Genomic DNA, 18,076 nt, shown 5'->3' with positions numbered 1-18,076 from the left:
ACCCTCCAGGCCGCCCTGCCTCAGCAGCGGGTCGCCGCATGACCGCCGGCCAGGCGCAGCCGGGCACCGACGCGCAGTCCTCTGCCCACTCCCTGCCCACCGGCCCCGTCCCCGTCACCCTCGCCCCCGGCACCGGCCGCCTCATCGGCCTGCTCGTGTCCGCGGCCTTCGTGGTGATCCTCAACGAGACCATCATGTCCGTGGCACTGCCGCGGCTGATGGCCGAGTTCTCGGTCTCCGCCGCCACCGCACAGTGGCTGTCCACCGGTTTCATGCTGACCATGGCGGTGGTGATCCCGTTCACCGGGTGGGTGATGAACCGGTTCACGGTGCGGCAGGTGTTCGTCTTCGCGATGAGCACGTTCACGATCGGCACCGTGGTGGCCGGCCTGGCCCCGCTGTTCTCGGTCCTGCTGGCCGGGCGCGTCGTCCAGGCCGTCGGCACGGCCATCATGATGCCGCTGCTGATGACCACCGTGCTGAACGTGGTCCCCGTCTCCCGTCGCGGCCGGGTCATGGGCATCATCTCGATCGTCATCGCAGTCGCACCGGCCGCCGGGCCCACCGTGGGCGGCGTGATCCTGGAGCACCTGACGTGGCGCTGGATGTTCGGCGCCGTGTTCCCCATCGCCCTGGCCGCCCTGGTGGCCGGCGCCCTGTGGGTCCGCAACGTCACGGAGCCGGAGAAGATCCGCCTGGACGGCTTCTCCGGCGTGCTGTGCGCGCTCGGCTTCGGCGGCCTGATCTTCGGCCTGTCCAGCATCGGCGAGGCCGCCGGCGGTCACGCGCCGGTCGCCCCATGGATCCCGCTCGCCGCCGGCGCCGTGTTCCTCGCGTTCTTCGCCTACCGGCAGGTGCGCCTCGGGGACGACGCCCTGCTGGACCTGCGCACGCTCGCCCGGCCCACCTATGCCACGGCCCTGTGCTGCATGCTCGTGACGATGATGTCCCTGTTCGGCGTCATCATCCTGCTGCCGATGTACTTCCAGCAGGTCCTCGGCTGGACCACTCAGGAATCCGGCCTGGCCCTGCTGCCCGGCGGTGCCGCGATGGCCGTCCTCGGCTACGTGGTCGGCAACCTCTACGACCGGGTGGGGCCCCGTCCCCTGCTCATCCCGGGCTCGCTGCTGGCCGCCGGTGCGCTCTGGGGCTACACGTTCCTCTCCCCGCAGTCCACGGCGGCGTTCGTGATCACCCTGCACATCGTCATGAGCGTGGGCCTGTCCATGATGTTCTCCCCGCTGATGACCACCGCCCTGTCCTCTCTGCCACGCCGCCTCTACGCGCACGGTTCGGCGCTGCTGTCCACCCTCCAGCAGGTGGCGGCGGCCGCCGGCACCGCTCTGTTCATCACCCTGCTGACCGTGGGCACGGCCGGGTCCGCCGCCCGCGGCTCGGACCAGGTCGCCGCCACCATGGACGGTGTGCACCTGGCCCTGCTGGCGGGCGCCTGCGTGTTCAGCCTCAACGTGGTGGCCGTCTGGTTCGTGAAGCGCTCCTCGAACGAGGCCGCAGACGCCCACTGACGCGGCCTGACACTCCGCACAGCCCAGTGGCCACGAGCCGATCGTGGCGCACGTCACGATGTGATCGAAGCGCAACGCAACGGCCAGAGAACGCCCAGCGGCGTCTGCGCCTCCGGTCAGGGCCGCCCCCTAGCGTGGAACACGCCTCATCAAGGTGCGAGTGATGAATCACAACTGAACAGCAGAAGCCCCGGGCCTCGATCATCAACGCGTCCCCCTCACGCGACCGAGCCCGGGGCTCTGCACGTCCGGGGCCGGGCCGCGCGCAGGCACCGCGCCCTGCAGGCGCGGCACCTCTGCGGGCCCCGCACCTCTGCAGGCGCGGAACTTCCGCAGCCCTCACGGACCCACTCGATAGACTCGTAGGCCACCAGCCCGTTGAGACCAGGCCCCGATGAGATCCGGCCGCAGCGTCGCGGCCCCGAGGGGAGACTTTCGCCGATGCCCCACCAGCCGCCGCACGCCCCCGGCTCCCCCGACGACGGCCGCCTCCAGAGGCAGGAGCGTCGCCTCGTCCGCAGGGCCAGGCCGAAGGCGTGGCTGCCGTTCGTCGTCACCGCCGCCCTGGGCCTCGCCCTCGTCGCGTGGGTGCTCCTCGCCCTGCCGGGCCTGCCGGAGCAGATCCCGACGCACTGGGGCCCGAGCGGGTCCCCGGACGCCTGGGCGGGCACGTCCTTCGGCGCTGTGGCCCAGGGAGCGCTCATCGGCCTGGGCAGCGCCGCCGCCCTGGCCGCCGTCGCAGCCCTCGCCCCGTCCCTGTCCACCACCCCGCAGGACCGCTCCGGCTGGGCGCGCGTACGCGGCCACGGCCTGCACTTCGGCATGGTCTCCGCGCTGGGCTGGATCAGCCTGCTGATACTGCTCGCCACGGCCCCGACCACCGTGCACGTCCTGCTCGGACGCACCGCCGGGCTGCCCTGGTGGCTGATGCCCCTGGTCTCCACCGTGGTCATGGTGGGCGTGTTCGCGGCCCTGTCCCTGTCCATGCGGCACTGGCGCCGCTGGTCCGAGGACGTCGCCACCGAGCTGGGGCACCATGCGTCTGCCCAGGAGCGGGCGGAGGAGGAACGCTGGACCGCCACCGGCATGATGAACGACCCGGATGAGCCGAACATCGTGGTGAACAAGCGCGAGGGCTACGGAGTGGGGACCACCGTGAACATCGGCTCTCCGGGCGGTCGGCGCCTCTACCGGGGCTTCGTCCTGGTGTTCGCCGTCGGCCTGCCGGCGGTCCTCTGGATCACTGCCTGGCCCGGCTGAGCGGTTCCAACAATTGAGACGCAGATCACTCGACATCCGGACTGCCAGGCAATGACCAGGCTCGTTTGCGAGAGCCTCAAGGGTGACCGCCTAGCGTCGTAGACGCCTCATCAAGGTGCGAGTGATGATGGACAACTGAAAAGCGGACGCCTCGGCGTCGACCACCATGCGCTCCCCCTCGCGCGGTCGGCACCGGGGCGTCCGCCTGTCCAGGACCCCCTCCCGGGCCCCGCAGCCGCGCAGGCTGCGGGGCCCGGCCGCCCCTGCGTGACCTCGCACGACCTTCCGGCCTGCCCCGCCCCCTGGGCCGGGCGCACCATGGACACCACGACGACGGCCGCCTCCCCGCCGCGCGTCCGTCGCCCGTGCCTGTGGCCGACGACCGGAAGGACCCCCGTGGCAGACCCCCGCCCCGCCCCGCACGAGTTCGGGTTCCGCACGAAGGCGCTGCACGCCGGCGCCGTCCCCGACGCCGTGCACGGCTCCCGTGCGGTGCCGATCCACCAGAGCAGCTCCTTCGTGTTCGAGTCCGCGGACGACGCGGCGAACCTGTTCGCGCTGCAGAAGTACGGCAACATCTACTCGCGCATCGGCAACCCGACCGTCGCGGCGTTCGAGGAGCGCATCGCGACGCTCGAGGGCGGCATCGGCGCGGTGGCCACCGCCTCCGGCATGGCCGCGGAGTTCATCACCTTCGCCGCCCTCTGCGGCGCCGGGGACCACATCGTGGCCTCCTCCAAGCTCTACGGCGGCACCGTCACCCAGCTGGACGTCTCGCTGCGCCGCTTCGGTGTGGAGACCACCTTCGTGGACTCCTCCGAGGCCCCGGACTTCGAGGCCGCGGTCCAGGAGAACACCAAGGCCGTCTACACCGAGATCGTCGCCAACCCCTCCGGGGACATCGTGGACCTGCCGGGCCTGGCGGAGGTCGCGCACCGGCACGGCATCCCGCTCGTGGTGGACGCGACCCTCACTCCCCCGTACCTGATCCGGCCGATCGAGCACGGAGCGGACATCGTCATCCACTCGGCCACCAAGTTCCTGGGCGGCCACGGCACCACCCTCGGCGGCGTGGTCGTGGAGTCCGGCGCCTTCCCGTGGGACAACGGGAAGTTCCCGCAGATGACCGATCCGGTGCCCTCCTACGGGAACGTCTCCTGGTGGGGGAACTTCGGTGAGTACGGCTTCCTCACCAAGCTGCGCTCGGAGCAGCTGCGGGACTTCGGTCCGTCCTTGGCCCCGCAGTCGGCGTTCCAGCTGCTGATCGGTGTGGAGACCCTGGCCCAGCGCATGGACGCCCACCTGGCCAACGCGCAGCAGGTGGCCGCCTGGCTGGACGAGGACCCGCGTGTGAGCTGGGTCCGCTACGCCGGTCTTCCCTCGCACCCGCACCACGAACGGGCCCGGACGCTGCTGCCCCGTGGCGTCGGCTCGGTGTTCAGCTTCGGCGTGGCCGGCGGCGAGCACCGCGGCGGGCGCGAGGCCGGCGCGGAGTTCATCGCGAACCTGCAGCTGGCCAGCCACCTGGCCAACATCGGCGACGCCAAGACCCTCGTGCTGCACCCGGCCTCCACCACCCACCAGCAGCTCACCGCCGAGCAGCTGATCGCCGGCGGCGTCCCCGAGGACCTCATCCGCCTCTCGGTGGGCATCGAGGACGTCGAGGACATCCTCTGGGACCTGGACCAGGCGCTCACCGCCGCCACCGGCACCACACGCGACGGCGAGCCGGCTCCGGGAACGGACGCGGCCGTCGTCGGGAAGCCGGAGAAGACCGCCGGCAACGGCACTGAAGAAGGAGGCCTGAGATGAGCACCGTCATCCCCGAACGCACTTGGACCGGCCCCACGGCCCCGGAACGGCTGGCGATCCTGCGCCGTACGCGCAGCATCGCGATCGTGGGCGCCTCGGACAAGCCCGCGCGCGCCTCGTACTTCGTGGCCACCTACCTGTTGAGCTCCACGACGTTCGACGTGTACTTCGTGAACCCGGTGCTGGCCGAGGCCGGGAAGACGATCCTGGGCCACGAGGTCTACGCCTCCCTGGCGGACCTGCCCGTGCAGCCGGACCTCGTGGAGGTGTTCCGCAAGGCCTCCGACGCCCCGGAGATCGTCCGCGAGGCCCACGCCGCCGGTGCGAGGACCGTCTGGCTGCAGCTGGGCATCTGGAACGAGGACGCCGCGCACCTGGCCGAGGAGCTCGGCCTGGACATCGTGATGGACCGCTGCGTGAAGATCGAGCACGCCCGCTTCCACGGCGGCCTCAACCTGGCCGGGTTCGTGACCGGGGTGATCAGCTCGAAGCGGCAGACGATCGACCGGTGAGGCCCTGGGCCTGCGCCGGGCCAGAGGGTTCGGCCACGTCACGACGCGTTGAAGGGGCCAGTCCTTCTGGCTCGGCGCGTGTGACCTCCGGGCCGGCCCCGGCTTGCCCTGTGGGGGCGATCAGGCGTGGGATGGGGTCATGACCTCCGAGTTCTCCGCCCCGTCCCCCTCCTCCGCCCCCGGGTGGTCCGGCCGCACCGACGGCGAGACCGCCGAACACCTCCGCTGGCACCAGGTGGTCCGTGCCGCCTCGTCTGCAGCGTCCCTTCCCGACGACGGCTCCTCCGCCGCCGCCTCGGACGTCGCCTCCTCGTCGCCCTCCGGCGCCGGGGGTGGGCGGTCGACCGCGCTCGTCGGGTTCTCCTCGGACGAGGGCGTGCGCCGCAACAGCGGACGCATCGGTGCCTCGGAGGGGCCCCACGCGCTGCGTGCTGCGCTCTCCCCGCTGTCCTACCGCCCGGAGACCGGCGCCCTGTCGGACCACGGCGACGTGGTGGTCCGCCTCGGCGACGAGGAACACCCCGGCGACCTCGAAGACGGGCAGCGGGCCCTCGGCGAGAGGATCTCCGGACTGCTGGACGAGCACGACCTCACCGTGGTCCTCGGTGGCGGTCACGAGACCGCCTACGCCTCCTACCAGGGTCTGGCGGGATCGAAGCGCGTGGGAGCGGGCACCCGCGTGGGCATCCTCAACCTGGACGCCCACTTCGATCTGCGCGAGGAGTCCCACGCGACGTCCGGCACCCCGTTCCTGCAGGCGTTGCGTGATGCCGAAGGCTCGGACCATCGGCTCTCCTACGCGGTGGTGGGCATCAGCGAGGCCAACAACACGCGCGCGCTGTTCGACACCGCCCGCGAGCACGGGGTCTCCTGGGTGACCGACGAGCAGGCCCAGACCGCCGACATCACCGGCGTGCGCCGCTGGGTGCGCTCGTTCATCGACGCGGTGGACGTGCTCTACCTGACGATCGACCTGGACGTGCTGCCGGCCGCCGTCGCCCCGGGCGTCAGCGCCCCGGCCGGCTTCGGCGTGCCCTACGAGGTGATCCACGCGTGTGCGCTGGAGGCCGCCCGCTCCGGAAAGCTGGCCCTGGCCGACGTGGTGGAGCTCAACCCCTCCCTGGACGTGGACGGTCGCACGGCCAAGGCCGCGGCCCGGCTGATCCACACGATCGTCAGCCGGCACCGGACGGACGGAGGACTGCTGGCCTGAGGCCGGGCCCGGCGCGGCGGAGCGGTGATCCGCCGCCTCAGCGCCCCTCGGTCCACGGGGACGGCGGCTCGGTCCGGCCGTGGGCCGCGCGTCGGGCCGCGTAGTCCAGTGCCGAGCGCGCGAGGAAGTCATGCAGCGCCAGCACCCCGGCCCGGGCGCCCACCGGGTCCCTGCGGGTCACCGCCTCCAGCGCCGGGACATAGAACGCCCGGCCACGCTCGACCTCACCGGACAGACCCTTCGTGGTGGCGAGCCAGAACCGGCGGGACAGACCCTGGAGCGGGACCAGGGAATCGGACAGATAGCGGTTGTTCGCGATCGTGCGCAACAGCTCGTGCGAACGCCCCACGGCGGCGACGTACGCCGGCAGGTCGGACACCGCACGCAGATGGTGCACGTGGGCCTCGACGTCCGCCAACTGCTCCTCCCCCGCCCGGATGCAGGCCAGGTCCACGGCCAACACCTCGAGTGACCGCCGCACCTCGAGCCTCTCCAGCTGATCGTCCACCGAGATCGCAGGCACCTGCAGTCCACGCCCGCCGCCGGCAGAGAGCCAGTGGTCCCGGACGAGCCGCTGCACGGCCTCGCGCAGGGGCGTGCGGCCCGTTCCCGCGGCGTCCATGAGGGCCGCCTCGGTGAGGACGGCACCCGGCGGCAGCTCCCCGGTCTCGATCTTCTGCGTCAGGCGGGCGTAGGCCTCCTCCGACTTGCTCATGGGCCCAGCCTAGGCAGTCGTCTGCCCGGATGCTCTTGATATATCTCGGATATGCGGCGTAACGTGGCGCACACCCTGTAGTCCGCATCACATGGAGGCGTCATGAAGTACCGCCCGCAGCACGAGGCCAACCCCCTGCCCTACTCCCCGTTCAAGAGCTCCACCGTCCCCCGCCCCATCGGCTGGCTGTCCTCCGTGAGCCCGGACGGCATGGAGAACATCGCTCCCTACAGCCAGTGGCAGAACCTCACCTTCGACCCGCCCATGGTGATGTTCTCCGCGAACCAGTACCCGGACGGACGCCGCAAGGACACCGTCCTCAACGCGGAGCAGACCGGCTGGTTCGTGTGGAACATGGCCACCTACGACCTGCGCGAGGCCGTCAACGTCACCGCCATGGCCCTGGAGCCGGGCGAGAGCGAGTGGGACCGCATCGCCGAGCACGGCGTCACCAAGGTCTACGCGGACAACCACCCCATTCCGATGGTCGCCGAGTCGCCTGTGCGCTTCGAGTGCCGCTACCACTCGACGCACCGCATCAAGGGGAACTCGAACGTCGGCACCATCGACGTGGTCTTCGCCCACGTGGACACCATCCACATCGACGACGACGTCATCACCGCCGACGGCCGACTCGACATCCCGCGCATCCAGCCGATCGCCCGCCTGGGCTACTTCGACTACACCGTGGTGCGAGAGACCTTCGAGATGCGTGTGCCCGGCGCCGACGGCGATGCCCAGGCCGGACTCGAGGGGCGGGCATGAGCACCGCCGCCGGCGGCGCGACCCGCCCCGCTCCCGTGCCTCGACCCCGGCCCCGGAGCGTGAAGGACATGCTGGCCGTGAACTTCGGCAACGCGCTGGAGTGGTACGACTGGAACGTCTACACGATCTTCGCGCCGGTCTTCGCGGCGCAGATCTTCCACGCGGACAATCCCACGTCCGGGCTGCTCGCCACCCTGGCCGTCTTCGCCGTGGGCTTCGTCGCCCGACCCCTCGGCGGCTACCTGTTCGGCGCCTACGCGGACCGGGTGGGCCGCAAGCGCAGCCTCTTCGCGGCGATGATGATCACCGCACTGGGCAGCCTGCTCATCGCCTTCACCCCCACCTACGGCACGGCGGGCGTCCTCGCCTCGGTGATCCTCGTCGTCGCCCGCCTGCTCCAAGGCCTGGCACACGGCGGCGAGATGGGCACGTCCGTCACCTACCTCGTCGAAAGGGCGCCGCAGGGTCGGCGTGCACTGTTCGGGGCCACGTCGTGGGTGTCCGTGGTGGTGGGAACCATCCTGGCGACACTCGTGGGCCTGGCCGTCACCACGCTGCTCTCCCAGGACCAGGTGGCCTCCTGGGGCTGGCGCGTGGCCTTCGGCATCGGCGGCGTCCTGGGCCTCTATGCGCTGTACCTGCGCCGGAGCCTGACGGAGTCGGAGCACTTCACGGCCGCCCAGCAGGTGGTGCCCGCCGCCGACGAGTCCCCGCGCCGGGAGTCGGGTTCGGTGTGGCGCGGCCTGCTGACGATCTTCCTGGTCTCTGCAGGAGGTTCGCTGATGTTCTACACGTGGCTGATCTACCTGCCCACGCACGCGCAGGTGACCCACCAGATGGACGAGTCCACCACCCTCTCGGCCTCGCTCGTGGCCCAGCTGATCTTCCTTGCCGCCATCCTCGGGGCGGGCCTGCTCGGCGATCGGGTCGGACGTCGTCCGCTGGTCATCGCGTTCGGTCTGCTCTTCGTGGTGCTCCCGTTCCCGCTGTTCGGCATGCTGGACGGCAGCTTCGCCTCGTTCCTGCTCGTGCAGACCATCGCCCTGCTGGCCGTGGCGCTGCTGTTCGGCGTCAACGGCGCCGTCTGGTCCGAGGCGCTGCCGACGGCGGTGCGCGCCAAGGGCGTGGCCACCATGCTCTCGCTGGCCACCGCGATCTTCGGCGGCACGGCGCCGTACCTGATCACGTGGCTGACGGCGCAGGGGTGGACCAGCGCGTTCCCGATCTACCTCATGGTGGTCGGCGGCGTCACCGGACTGACCGGCCTGCTCATGAAGGAGACGAAGGACGTGGACCTGGCGGCCTGAGCCGGCCTGAGGCCAGGCCCGGCCCACCCCGGCGCGGCGGAGCGGGCCCGCCGGCGCCCCACACGCGCAGTGGTCACGGCACGCCGTCTCGTGCAGGCGCACGCGGCGTGCCGTGACCACTCTGTGGCGTCTGGCCCCACTGCGGCATCTGACCGCTTCTGCGGCGTCAGTGCCCCTCGGCCTCGGCGCCCGTGGACTGCCCGCCCAGATCCTGCGGCTCGGCGTCGACGGACGCACCCGCGAGCGCCTCCGCCACCGCGGCCAGCACGGACCCGTCGCGCAGGGCCTGCTCGGCGGCGGCCAGCTGCGGGGCCATGTACTGGTCCGGCCCCGGGCCGGGGACGCCGGCCTCACGGATCACGCGGACGGCCGCACCGGTGGCGACGGAGGGCTGCAGCGGCGCGCGCAGCTCGATCGCGCGGGCGGCGGCCACGAGCTCCACGGCGAGCACACGGCGGAAGTTCTCCACGGCTGAGCGCAGCTTGCGGGCGGCGTGCCAGCCCATGGAGACGTGGTCCTCCTGCATCGCCGAGGACGGGATGGAGTCCACGGACGCCGGCACGGCCAGGCGCTTCATATCCGAGACGAGCCCGGCCTGCGTGTACTGGGCGATCATCATGCCGGAGTCCACGCCCGGGTCGTCCACCAGGAACGCGGGCAGCCCGTGCGAGCGGGCCGGGTCCAGCATGCGGTCGGTGCGGCGCTCGGACATGCTCGCCACATCCGCCACCGGGATGGCCAGGAAGTCCAGCACATAGGCCACGGGCGCCCCGTGGAAGTTGCCGTTCGAGCTCACCCGGCCGTCGTCGAGCACCACCGGGTTGTCCACGGTCGCGGCGAGCTCGCGCTCGGCCACGGTGCGCACGTACGCGAGGGTGTCGCGCAGGCCGCCGGCCACCTGCGGGGCGCAGCGCAGCGAGTAGGCGTCCTGCACGCGGGAGTCGCCTTCGCGGTGCGAGGCCACGATCGGCGAACCCGCCAGGATCTTCAGCATCCGGTCCGCGGACCTCGCCTGGCCCGGGTGGGGGCGCAGCGGCAGGTGCAGCTCCGGCACGAACACGCGGTCGGTGCCGAGCAGCGCCTCCACGGACATCGCGGCGGTGAGGTCCACGGTGTCGGCGAGCTCCTCGAGGTCGGCCAGCGCCATGATCAGCATGCCGAGCATGCCCTCGGTGCCGTTGACCAGGGCCAGGCCCTCCTTCTCCCGCAGCTCCACCGGCTCGATCCCGGCCTCGGCGAGCGCCTCGCCGGCCGGACGCAGCTCACCGTCCGTCCCGACGACGTCGCCCTCGCCCATCAGCGCCAGGGCCACGTGGGAGAGCGGGGCGAGGTCGCCGGAGCAGCCCAGCGAGCCGAACTCGCGCACGGCGGGGGTGATGCCCGCGTTGAGCATGGCCACGAAGGTCTCCACCACCACGGGCCGCACACCCGTGCGGCCGGAGGCCAGCGTGGTGGCGCGCAGGAACATCAGCGCGCGCACGACCTCGCGCTCCACCACCGGGCCCATGCCGGCGGCGTGGGAGCGGATCAGGGACTTCTGCAGCTGCGCGCGGGACTCGAGCGGGATGTGCTTGTCCGCGAGCGCGCCGAAGCCGGTGGAGACGCCGTAGGTGGGGGTCTCGGCCTCGGCCAGCGCTTCGACGTGGCGGCGCACCGCGCCGACGGTCTCGAGCACGTCGTCGGCGAGCACCACGCGGGCATCGTGGCGGGCCACGGCGAGGACGTCGTCCAGGGTGGCGCCGGACGTGCCGAGCGTGACGCTGGCGGCAGTGGTGGTGGTCATGGGCGGTGCGCTCCTCGGGTCAGGGGGTTTCGGAGGGAGAGGCCGGCTCCGGACGGGTGGGTGGCCCCGGCTGTGATCGTACGCGGTGGAGGCTGTCAGGCCACGCGACGGCCCGCGCGCCAGACCGCGTGGGTCAGGGGCATGCCGGGGCGGTAGGCCAGGTGGATGGCGGCGGGCGCGTCCAGCATGTGCAGGTCGGCGCGCTTGCCCACCTCGATGCTCCCGACGCGATCCTGGGCCCGCAGCGCCAGCGCTCCGCCGTAGGTGGCCGCCTCGATGGCCTCGGCGAGGGTGAGGTGCATCTGCAGCACGGCGGTGCCCACGTTGAAGTTCTGGCTGGTGGTGTAGCTGGTGCCCGGGTTGCAGTTGGAGGCCAGGGCGATCGGCACACCGGCGTCCAGCAGGTCTCGGCCCGGCGCCAGCGGGGCACGCGTGGACAGGTCGCAGGCGGGCAGGCACCCGGCCACGGTGCCGGGCTCGCCGGCGCGGGCGGCCGCGTCCCAGCCGGCCCAGGTGGAGGCCAGGGCGGCGACGTCCTCGTCTGTGAGGTGGTTGACGTGGTCCACCGAGGCCGCACCGTACTCCACGGCCACGGCGACGCCGGGCCCGTGTTCGATCTGGTTGCCGTGCAGGCGCAGTCCCAGCCCGGCGGCACGGCCGGCCTCGAACACTCGCCGAGTCTGGTCGCCGTCGAAGGCACCGCGGTCGCAGAACACGTCCACCCAGTCGACGTGCTCCCGCACGGCCTCGAGCATGGGACCGACGACGTCGTCGAGGTAGTCCTCCGCCTGCCGCTCCGCGGGGACGAGGTGGGCACCGAGGAAGGTCACCTCGTCCACGAGGCCCTCCGCGCGCAGTCCGGCCAGCAGGCGCGCGTGGCGCGCTTCCTCCTCCACGGTGAGCCCGTAGCCGGTCTTGGTCTCCAGGTAGGTGGTTCCTCCGGCCACCGCGTCGGCCACCCGGCCGCGGACCAGCTCGGCCAGGCGCTCGTCCGAGGCGGCACGGGTGGCCTCGGTGGTCACCCCGATGCCGCCGGCGGCGTAGGACTCACCGGCCATGCGGGCCTCGAACTCGGCGGAGCGGTCCCCGTCGAAGACGAGGTGAGTGTGGGGGTCCACCCAGCCGGGCAGCACGGCCCGGCCCTCGGCGCAGGTGCGTCCGTCCGCCTCCGGGGCGTCGGCGGCGGCGCCGATCCAGGCGATCGTGCCGTCCTCCACCACCACGGCGGCGTCGTGCAGCACGCGGGACTCGGCGTCCACGCAGGTGAGCTCGCCGATGTCGGTGATCAGGTGGGAGGTCATGCGGGTCCTTCCGGGTGAGGGGGCAGGGGCGTGCGTCGGTCGGTGTGGCCGGCGGTCAGACCGCCACGGCCGCCACCAGGTGGGCCAGCGGGGTGGCGAGCAGGATCGTGAGGATCACGCGCTCGGCCCAGATGACCACCAGGTGCCACAGCTTGATCGGCAGGTCCGTGGCCAGGATGGCAGGGACCACGGCGGAGAAGAAGATGATCGCGGAGACGCAGACGACGCCGATCACGAAGCGGGCCACGAGGTCGTCGCTGCCGGCCAGCAGGGTGGCCGGGATGAACATCTCGGCGATCGAGGTCGCCGCGGCGGTGGCCATCAGCGACGGATCGGAGAAGCCGAGGATCCAGAAGAACGGCCAGAACACCAGGCCCACCCAGGTGAACACCGGAGTGTAGGTGGCCAGCACCAGCGCGATCAGGCCCACGGACATGATGGACGGCAGGATCTGCATGACCATCACCAGGCCGTCGCGGAAGTTGATCCAGATGTTCTTCGGCAGTGACGGTGCCTCGGCCAGGGTCTGCTCGGCGGCGCGGCGGGCCACGGCGAAGCGGTCATGGGTCACCGGCTGCTCCGGGCGTGGCTCCGCTCCGGGGTAGACCTCGTCCGGGATGCGGCTCAGCGGCGGCAGGCGCACCACCAGCGCGGTCACGGCGAACGTCACCACGAGGGTGCCCACGAAGTACCAGAGCCACACGCCCATCAGGTCCAGCGTGCGGGCGACGATCACCATGAAGGTGGCCGAGACCGTGGAGAAGCCCACCGCGATGATGGCGCCCTCCTTGGCCGTGTAGCGGCCCCCGCGGTACATGCGGTTGGTCAGCAGCAGGCCCAGCGCGTAGGAGCCCACGAAGGAGGCGACGGCGTCCACCGCGGAGCGGCCGGGCACCCGGAACACCGGACGCATGGCCGGGCGCAGGTACACGCCCACGAACTCCATGAGGCCGTAGCCGATGATCAGGGCCAGGAAGATGCCGCCGATCGGCACGATCAGTCCGACCTGCACCACCAGCGAGTCCATGAGGAACGGTCCGATGTCCTCGTTCAGCACGAACTCCGGGCCGAACCCGAAGACCACCATGGACGCGGTGACCAGTCCGAGCACTGCCAGGAACGCGAACGCGGCCTTCAGCGCCGACTGCCGCCACGTACCGGTGACGAACGGGTAGACGGCGCCGGCGGCGATGATCGCCAGGGCCACGAAGCGGTCCGCCTCCCCCAGCAGGGTGCGGACGCCGTTGACCAGGTGGTCCAGCGGGATGGTCGTGGTGCCGTTCAGGGTGATCGGCACGAAGAACATCACGATGCCGATCGCCGAGTAGACGATCATGCGCCAGCGGCCGGACGGACGGGGATCGTCCCGGCCGATCGCCGCCATCGCGGTCGTGTCGCTGTGGAACTCGCGGTCCCCCGGGTTCGTCACGGACATCGTGCTGCTCCTCTCCTGGGTTGCACCGTGGCGGAGGCGGGCCGCCTCCGCCACGGTGGGGGCCGTCGTCGTGCCCGTGCGGGGGACGACGACGGCCGCACGGGTGCGTCAGTCGCGGATCTTCGCCTCCATGGGCACACGCACACCGCGCTCGGCCGCCACCTCGGCGGCGCGGGAGTAGCCGGCGTCCACGTGGCGGATGACGCCCATGGCAGGGTCGTTGGTGAGCAGCGCCTCGAGCTTGGCTGCGGCCAGCTCGGTGCCGTCCGCCAGGCCGACCTGACCGGCGTGGATGGACCGGCCGATGCCGACGCCGCCGCCGTGGTGGATGGACACCCAGGTGGCACCGGAGGAGGTGGCGGTCAGGGCGTTGAGCAGCGGCCAGTCGGCGATCGCGTCGGAGCCGTCCAGCATGGCCTCGGTCTCGCGGTACGGGGAGGCCACGGAGCCGGAGTCCAGGTGGTCGCGGCCGATGGCGATCGGCGCCTTGACCTTGCCCTCGGCCACCAGCTGGTTGAACAGCAGGCCGGCCTTGTGGCGCTCGTTGTAGCCGAGCCAGCAGATGCGGGCCGGCAGGCCCTCGAACTCCACGAACTCGGCGGCGCCGTCCAGCCAGCGGTGCAGGTGCTCGTTCTCCGGGAACAGCTCCTTCAGGGCCTCGTCGGTGACGCGGATGTCCTCCGGGTCGCCGGAGAGGGCCACCCAGCGGAACGGGCCGAGGCCCTCGCAGAACAGCGGGCGGATGTAGGCCGGGACGAAGCCCGGGAACTCGAAGGCACGGTCGTAGCCGGCCTTGCGGGCCTCGTCGCGGATGGAGTTGCCGTAGTCGAAGACCTCGGCGCCGGCGTCCTGGAAGCCGACCATGGCCTCGACGTGGCGGGCCATGGACTCCTGGGACTTCTTGGTGAAGCCGGCCTCGTCCGCGGCGGCCTCCTCGTGCCACTGCTCCACGGTGTACTCCACCGGGAGGTAGGACAGCGGGTCGTGGGCGGAGGTCTGGTCCGTGACGATGTCGATCTCGAGCTCGCCCGCCTGGTGGCGCTTGAGCAGCTCCGGGAACACCTCGGCGGCGTTGCCCACCAGGCCCACGGAGACGGCCTCCTTGTTCTTCTTCGCCTCGTTGACGCGGGCGATCGCCTTGTCCAGGTCGGTCTCCACCTCGTGCAGGTAGCGCTTGGACTGGCGGCGGCGCAGGCGCTCGGCGGAGACGTCCACGATCAGGCAGACGCCGCCGTTGAGGGTGACGGCCAGGGGCTGGGCGCCGCCCATGCCGCCGCAGCCGCCGGTGAGGGTCAGGGTGCCGGCGAGGGTGCCGTCGTACTTCTTGCGGCCGATGGCGGCGAAGGTCTCGTAGGTGCCCTGCAGGATGCCCTGGGTGGCGATGTAGATCCAGGAGCCGGCAGTCATCTGGCCGTACATCATCAGGCCTTCGGCCTCGAGCTTGCGGAAGGTGGCCCAGTCCGCCCAGTCGCCCACCAGGTTGGAGTTGGCGATCAGCACGCGCGGGGCCCACGTGTTGGTGCGGAGCACGCCGACCGGCTTGCCGGACTGCACCAGGAGGGTCTCGTCCTCCTCGAGGTCCTTCAGTGTCTCGACGATCGCGTCGAAGGCCTCCCAGGAGCGGGCCGCGCGGCCGGTGCCGCCGTAGACGACGAGGTCCTCGGGACGCTCGGCGACCTCGGGGTCCAGGTTGTTCATGAGCATCCGCAGCGGGGCCTCGGTCTGCCAGGACTTGGCGGAGATCTCCGTGCCGCGCGGAGCGCGGATCTCGCGGGACGGGTCGTGCTGGGTGAATCCCTGGGTCATGGGGTCCTCTCCTTCAAGGGGTCCGGTGTCCTTCCCGACGGCGGCCGGTCGGGTGGGCGCGTCAGCCTCGCCTTTTCATCTGATGGCGCATGCCTTCCATCCATTGAAACCCTCCCGGTGTGGCGCGCGCAACCCCTTGTATAGGCTTTCTCCATGCCCTCCGCCTCGACGCGCACCGTGGACCGCGCCCTGGACCTGCTGGCCGCCGTGACCGAGCGCTCTGCTCTGACCCTGTCCGACGCGGCGCGGCAGACCGACCTCGCCCCCTCCACGGCCCTGCGTCTGCTGCGCAGCCTTGAGGGCGCCGGCCTCGTCACCCGTGACGACGACGGCCGCTACCGCCCCGGCGCACAGCTGATCCGCCTCGGTGCACGCGCCTTCACCCGCGAGCCGCTCGTGGAGCTCTCCGGCGAGCCCATGCGGGCGCTCGCCGAGAAGACCGGCGAGTCCGTGTACCTGGCGATCGCAGGCCCAGCCGACACCGCCGTCTACATCGCGATCGTGGAGGGCACCCACTCCGTGCGCCACACCAACTGGGTCGGCCGCACCGTCCCCCTCGACGGCACCGCCGTGGGCGCCGTGCTCCGCGGCGAGGTCGAGGCCGACTCCGTCGCGATGATCAAGGACACCGTGGAACGGGACGTCACCGCCCTGTCCGCTCCGATCACGGTCCAGGGCTCCCCCGTGGGCGCACTGTCCACGCTCGTGCCGACCTACCGGTGCACCGACGAGCTCGCCGAGAGCTGCCGGCAGGCCCTCGTCGAGGCGACCGCGCAGATCGCGGACGCCCTCTCCGGGCGGTGAGGCGGGCCCTCGAGGAGGCGCCGCCCAGTCCGGACGTCGGTGCCGTCGTCGGGACACGCGGCGCACAGGGCCGGAACCCAGGCGCGTGGCGAGGACGGCGCACAGCGGGCCGTCACCGCACGGTGACCCGGTTTCAGACAATTCCCAGAGTTCTCCCCTGGTACCTCCACGAAGGATCCCTATGCTGAAAGCACCTCATCGAAGGTGCGAGTGATGACAGCGAAGGGCCCCGGACCGGCGAAAGCCGGACCGGGGCCCTTCGTCATGCCCGTCGAGTCAGGCCCCACAGACGACGACGGCGCCGCTCCCTTCCGTCGGGGGAACGGCGCCGTCGTGCGGTGCGAGCGCGCGGTGCGAGTGAGGCGGCGCGCAGGGGCGAGTGACGACCCGCTTATCGCTCAGTGGCGACGGGCGGAGCTGATGCCTGCCCAGAGGCCGCCGATCAGGCCGGCGACCGGCATGCCGATCAGCAGGACCCAGCCGGAGTTCTCGGCGGCGGTGTTCGAGAAGATCATGATCAGCAGCAGCACCGAGACGATGCCGCCGACCAGGCCGCCGATCGCGTAGCGGCCGGCGTTGCGGCCGTAGCCGCCCATGACGTTGACGACCCACGAGGCGACGACGCCGGCGAGGGAACCGCCGATCAGGGCGAAGAACAGGGAGAGCATGAGCGGCACGAAGCCCACACCGCCCTCGCCGAGCACCACGAGGCCGTCGGGCCGGGTGGTGAAGAGCTGGACGAACTCGGCGACCATCAGCACGATCGCCGCGACGATCACGATGCGGTTGGTGATACCCCAGGCGTTGACCGGCAGGCTCGGCGGGACGATCGGCTCGGCCGGCACCGGGCGTGCGCCGCCACGGGTGGCGACGGTGGTGTTCGTGTTCATTGCTGGTCTCCCATCCGCCCCGCCTCCGGGGCCCTCTGCGCGCCGGGCGCCCGCAGGCGCCCAGAGTTCTGTGCCCCAGTTTAGTGCCACCGGGTGCCGGGCCGGGAATCATGGCGTCCGGCCCGTGATGCCGCCGGTCGCCCGCAGGTCAGAGGACGTCGGTGCGCCGGTTCTGAAGGACCGGCAGGAAGGAGCGGACGTCCTCGATGCGGTCACGGGTGACCTCGGCGGTCACGAGGGCCTCGCGCTCGTCCTCCAGCGCCGCCACCGGCAGGGCCAGCGGGTCCACGATCGCCGAGTGCCCGATCGTCGAGTCCGAGCAGGTGTCCGCGGCGACCACCCAGACGGTGTTCTCCACGGCCCGGGCCTTGAGCAGGGTCTGCCAGTGGTCCACCTTGTGGTCGCCCTTGAACCAGGCGGCCGGGACCACGAGCACGTCCGCGCCGTCCACGGCGAGCTTGCGGGACAGCTCCGGGAAACGCAGGTCGTAGCAGGTGAGCAGGCCGAAGGTCAGCTCACCGATGCGGACGGACAGCAGGTCCCGGTCGCCCGGGGTGATGGTGTCCGACTCCTTGTGCTTGAACGCGTCGTAGAGGTGGAGCTTCCGGTAGGTGCCGAGCTCGGCACCGGAGCCGTCCACCGCCACGAGGGTGTTGTAGGGGCGCGGGGTCCCGGAGGGCTCGTATCCGCCGGCGATGATCGCGATCCCGTGCTCGCGCGCCATGTCCCTGAGCGCGGCGACGAACTCGCCCCATTCGGTGTCCACGGCCTCCTCGAAGGTGTCCGTGACGAGATGGCGCTGCGTGAGCATCGACTCCTCGGGGAACACGACGAGCCCGGCGCCCTCCTCGGCGGCCTGGGCGGTGAGCCGGCGGAGCACCTCGAGGTTCTCCTCGATGACTCCGGTGGGGCGGAACTGTCCGACGCTGATCCTCATGTGGCCAGCG

At 71.6% G+C, this 18,076-nt stretch carries 15 protein-coding genes; 8 read left to right on the top strand and 7 right to left on the bottom strand.

Features of this window, described 5'->3' with window-relative positions; genetic code table 11:
* Positions 1-38 precede the first annotated feature (38 nt).
* From CEQ11_RS02785 to hutG, 5 genes are all read left to right on the top strand, one after another.
* Positions 39-1,526, top strand: a complete 1,488-nt coding sequence (locus CEQ11_RS02785) for an MDR family MFS transporter (RefSeq protein ID WP_067189241.1) — start codon at positions 39-41, stop codon at positions 1,524-1,526.
* A gap of 441 nt (positions 1,527-1,967) precedes the next feature.
* Entirely contained in the window at positions 1,968-2,786 is an 819-nt protein-coding gene (locus CEQ11_RS02780) for a DUF1648 domain-containing protein (RefSeq protein WP_088477683.1), read from the top strand.
* 396 nt (positions 2,787-3,182) lie between these two features.
* The gene (locus CEQ11_RS02775) at positions 3,183-4,598 is read left to right on the top strand and encodes an O-acetylhomoserine aminocarboxypropyltransferase/cysteine synthase family protein (RefSeq protein ID WP_227718700.1); all 1,416 of its coding nucleotides are present in this window, start codon (positions 3,183-3,185) and stop codon (positions 4,596-4,598) included.
* Complete coding sequence (locus tag CEQ11_RS02770) at positions 4,595-5,110, top strand: CoA-binding protein (RefSeq protein ID WP_067189237.1); 516 nt, start codon at positions 4,595-4,597, stop codon at positions 5,108-5,110. Before CEQ11_RS02775 ends, CEQ11_RS02770 begins: the two co-directional genes overlap by 4 nt.
* A 139-nt stretch (positions 5,111-5,249) precedes the next feature.
* On the top strand, positions 5,250-6,323 hold the full coding sequence (gene hutG, locus CEQ11_RS02765) for a formimidoylglutamase (RefSeq protein ID WP_088477682.1): 1,074 nt from the start codon (positions 5,250-5,252) through the stop codon (positions 6,321-6,323).
* A 37-nt stretch (positions 6,324-6,360) separates the two neighbouring features.
* On the opposite strand, the gene CEQ11_RS02760 is transcribed toward hutG, so the two are convergent.
* Positions 6,361-7,038, bottom strand: a complete 678-nt coding sequence (locus tag CEQ11_RS02760; protein WP_070637142.1) for a GntR family transcriptional regulator — start codon at positions 7,036-7,038, stop codon at positions 6,361-6,363.
* Between the two features lie 102 nt (positions 7,039-7,140).
* Between CEQ11_RS02760 and CEQ11_RS02755 the strand changes: the two genes are divergently transcribed.
* Both CEQ11_RS02755 and CEQ11_RS02750 read left to right on the top strand, forming a co-directional pair.
* Positions 7,141-7,803 (top strand): flavin reductase family protein, encoded by a 663-nt coding sequence (locus CEQ11_RS02755; protein WP_070637140.1) that lies wholly within the window; start codon positions 7,141-7,143, stop codon positions 7,801-7,803.
* The gene (locus CEQ11_RS02750) at positions 7,800-9,110 is read left to right on the top strand and encodes an MFS transporter (RefSeq protein WP_088477681.1); all 1,311 of its coding nucleotides are present in this window, start codon (positions 7,800-7,802) and stop codon (positions 9,108-9,110) included. Before CEQ11_RS02755 ends, CEQ11_RS02750 begins: the two co-directional genes overlap by 4 nt.
* Before the next feature lie 166 nt (positions 9,111-9,276).
* Here CEQ11_RS02750 and hutH read toward each other — a convergent pair whose 3' ends face one another.
* The 4 genes from hutH to CEQ11_RS02730 form a co-directional block, all read right to left on the bottom strand.
* Positions 9,277-10,893: a histidine ammonia-lyase gene (gene hutH / locus CEQ11_RS02745; RefSeq protein ID WP_088477680.1), complete on the bottom strand. Its 1,617-nt coding sequence runs from the start codon at positions 10,891-10,893 to the stop codon at positions 9,277-9,279.
* A gap of 95 nt (positions 10,894-10,988) precedes the next feature.
* Positions 10,989-12,194 (bottom strand): imidazolonepropionase, encoded by a 1,206-nt coding sequence (gene hutI / locus CEQ11_RS02740; RefSeq protein ID WP_088477679.1) that lies wholly within the window; start codon positions 12,192-12,194, stop codon positions 10,989-10,991.
* Positions 12,195-12,249: 55 nt separating this feature from the next.
* A complete protein-coding gene (locus tag CEQ11_RS02735; protein ID WP_088477678.1) occupies positions 12,250-13,629 on the bottom strand; it encodes a YjiH family protein in 1,380 nt (459 codons plus the stop codon).
* Between the two features lie 108 nt (positions 13,630-13,737).
* Positions 13,738-15,435 carry a urocanate hydratase gene (locus CEQ11_RS02730; RefSeq protein ID WP_088477677.1) on the bottom strand — a complete coding sequence of 566 codons (1,698 nt, stop codon included), beginning with the start codon at positions 15,433-15,435 and terminating at the stop codon, positions 13,738-13,740.
* Positions 15,436-15,588: 153 nt separating this feature from the next.
* On the opposite strand from CEQ11_RS02730, the gene CEQ11_RS02725 reads away from it, so the two are divergent.
* Positions 15,589-16,239, top strand: a complete 651-nt coding sequence (locus CEQ11_RS02725; RefSeq protein WP_088477676.1) for an IclR family transcriptional regulator — start codon at positions 15,589-15,591, stop codon at positions 16,237-16,239.
* 398 nt (positions 16,240-16,637) lie between these two features.
* Here CEQ11_RS02725 and CEQ11_RS02720 read toward each other — a convergent pair whose 3' ends face one another.
* A complete protein-coding gene (locus CEQ11_RS02720; protein ID WP_067192159.1) occupies positions 16,638-17,129 on the bottom strand; it encodes a hypothetical protein in 492 nt (163 codons plus the stop codon).
* A gap of 148 nt (positions 17,130-17,277) precedes the next feature.
* The gene (locus tag CEQ11_RS02715) at positions 17,278-18,066 is read right to left on the bottom strand and encodes a carbon-nitrogen hydrolase family protein (RefSeq protein WP_087133580.1); all 789 of its coding nucleotides are present in this window, start codon (positions 18,064-18,066) and stop codon (positions 17,278-17,280) included.
* Between the last annotated feature and the right edge of the window lie 10 nt (positions 18,067-18,076).

It is taken from the genome of Micrococcus sp. FDAARGOS_333 (assembly GCF_002206575.2).
Lineage (GTDB): Bacteria > Actinomycetota > Actinomycetes > Actinomycetales > Micrococcaceae > Micrococcus > Micrococcus lylae.
This window is presented reverse-complemented; position numbering and strand designations above follow the sequence as displayed.

Bases quoted from the DNA above. Each gene is read 5' to 3' on its own strand.
- CEQ11_RS02730 (WP_088477677.1), bottom strand. From the start codon at position 15,435: ATGACCCAGGGATTCACCCAGCACGACCCGTCCCGCGAGATCCGCGCT.
- CEQ11_RS02715 (WP_087133580.1), bottom strand. From the start codon at position 18,066: ATGAGGATCAGCGTCGGACAGTTCCGCCCCACCGGAGTCATCGAGGAG.
- CEQ11_RS02770 (WP_067189237.1), top strand. From the start codon at position 4,595: ATGAGCACCGTCATCCCCGAACGCACTTGGACCGGCCCCACGGCCCCG.
- CEQ11_RS02755 (WP_070637140.1), top strand. From the start codon at position 7,141: ATGAAGTACCGCCCGCAGCACGAGGCCAACCCCCTGCCCTACTCCCCG.
- CEQ11_RS02720 (WP_067192159.1), bottom strand. From the start codon at position 17,129: ATGAACACGAACACCACCGTCGCCACCCGTGGCGGCGCACGCCCGGTG.
- CEQ11_RS02750 (WP_088477681.1), top strand. From the start codon at position 7,800: ATGAGCACCGCCGCCGGCGGCGCGACCCGCCCCGCTCCCGTGCCTCGA.
- hutH (WP_088477680.1), bottom strand. From the start codon at position 10,893: ATGACCACCACCACTGCCGCCAGCGTCACGCTCGGCACGTCCGGCGCC.
- hutI (WP_088477679.1), bottom strand. From the start codon at position 12,194: ATGACCTCCCACCTGATCACCGACATCGGCGAGCTCACCTGCGTGGAC.
- CEQ11_RS02735 (WP_088477678.1), bottom strand. From the start codon at position 13,629: ATGTCCGTGACGAACCCGGGGGACCGCGAGTTCCACAGCGACACGACC.
- CEQ11_RS02780 (WP_088477683.1), top strand. From the start codon at position 1,968: ATGCCCCACCAGCCGCCGCACGCCCCCGGCTCCCCCGACGACGGCCGC.
- CEQ11_RS02785 (WP_067189241.1), top strand. From the start codon at position 39: ATGACCGCCGGCCAGGCGCAGCCGGGCACCGACGCGCAGTCCTCTGCC.
- CEQ11_RS02760 (WP_070637142.1), bottom strand. From the start codon at position 7,038: ATGAGCAAGTCGGAGGAGGCCTACGCCCGCCTGACGCAGAAGATCGAG.
- hutG (WP_088477682.1), top strand. From the start codon at position 5,250: ATGACCTCCGAGTTCTCCGCCCCGTCCCCCTCCTCCGCCCCCGGGTGG.
- CEQ11_RS02725 (WP_088477676.1), top strand. From the start codon at position 15,589: ATGCCCTCCGCCTCGACGCGCACCGTGGACCGCGCCCTGGACCTGCTG.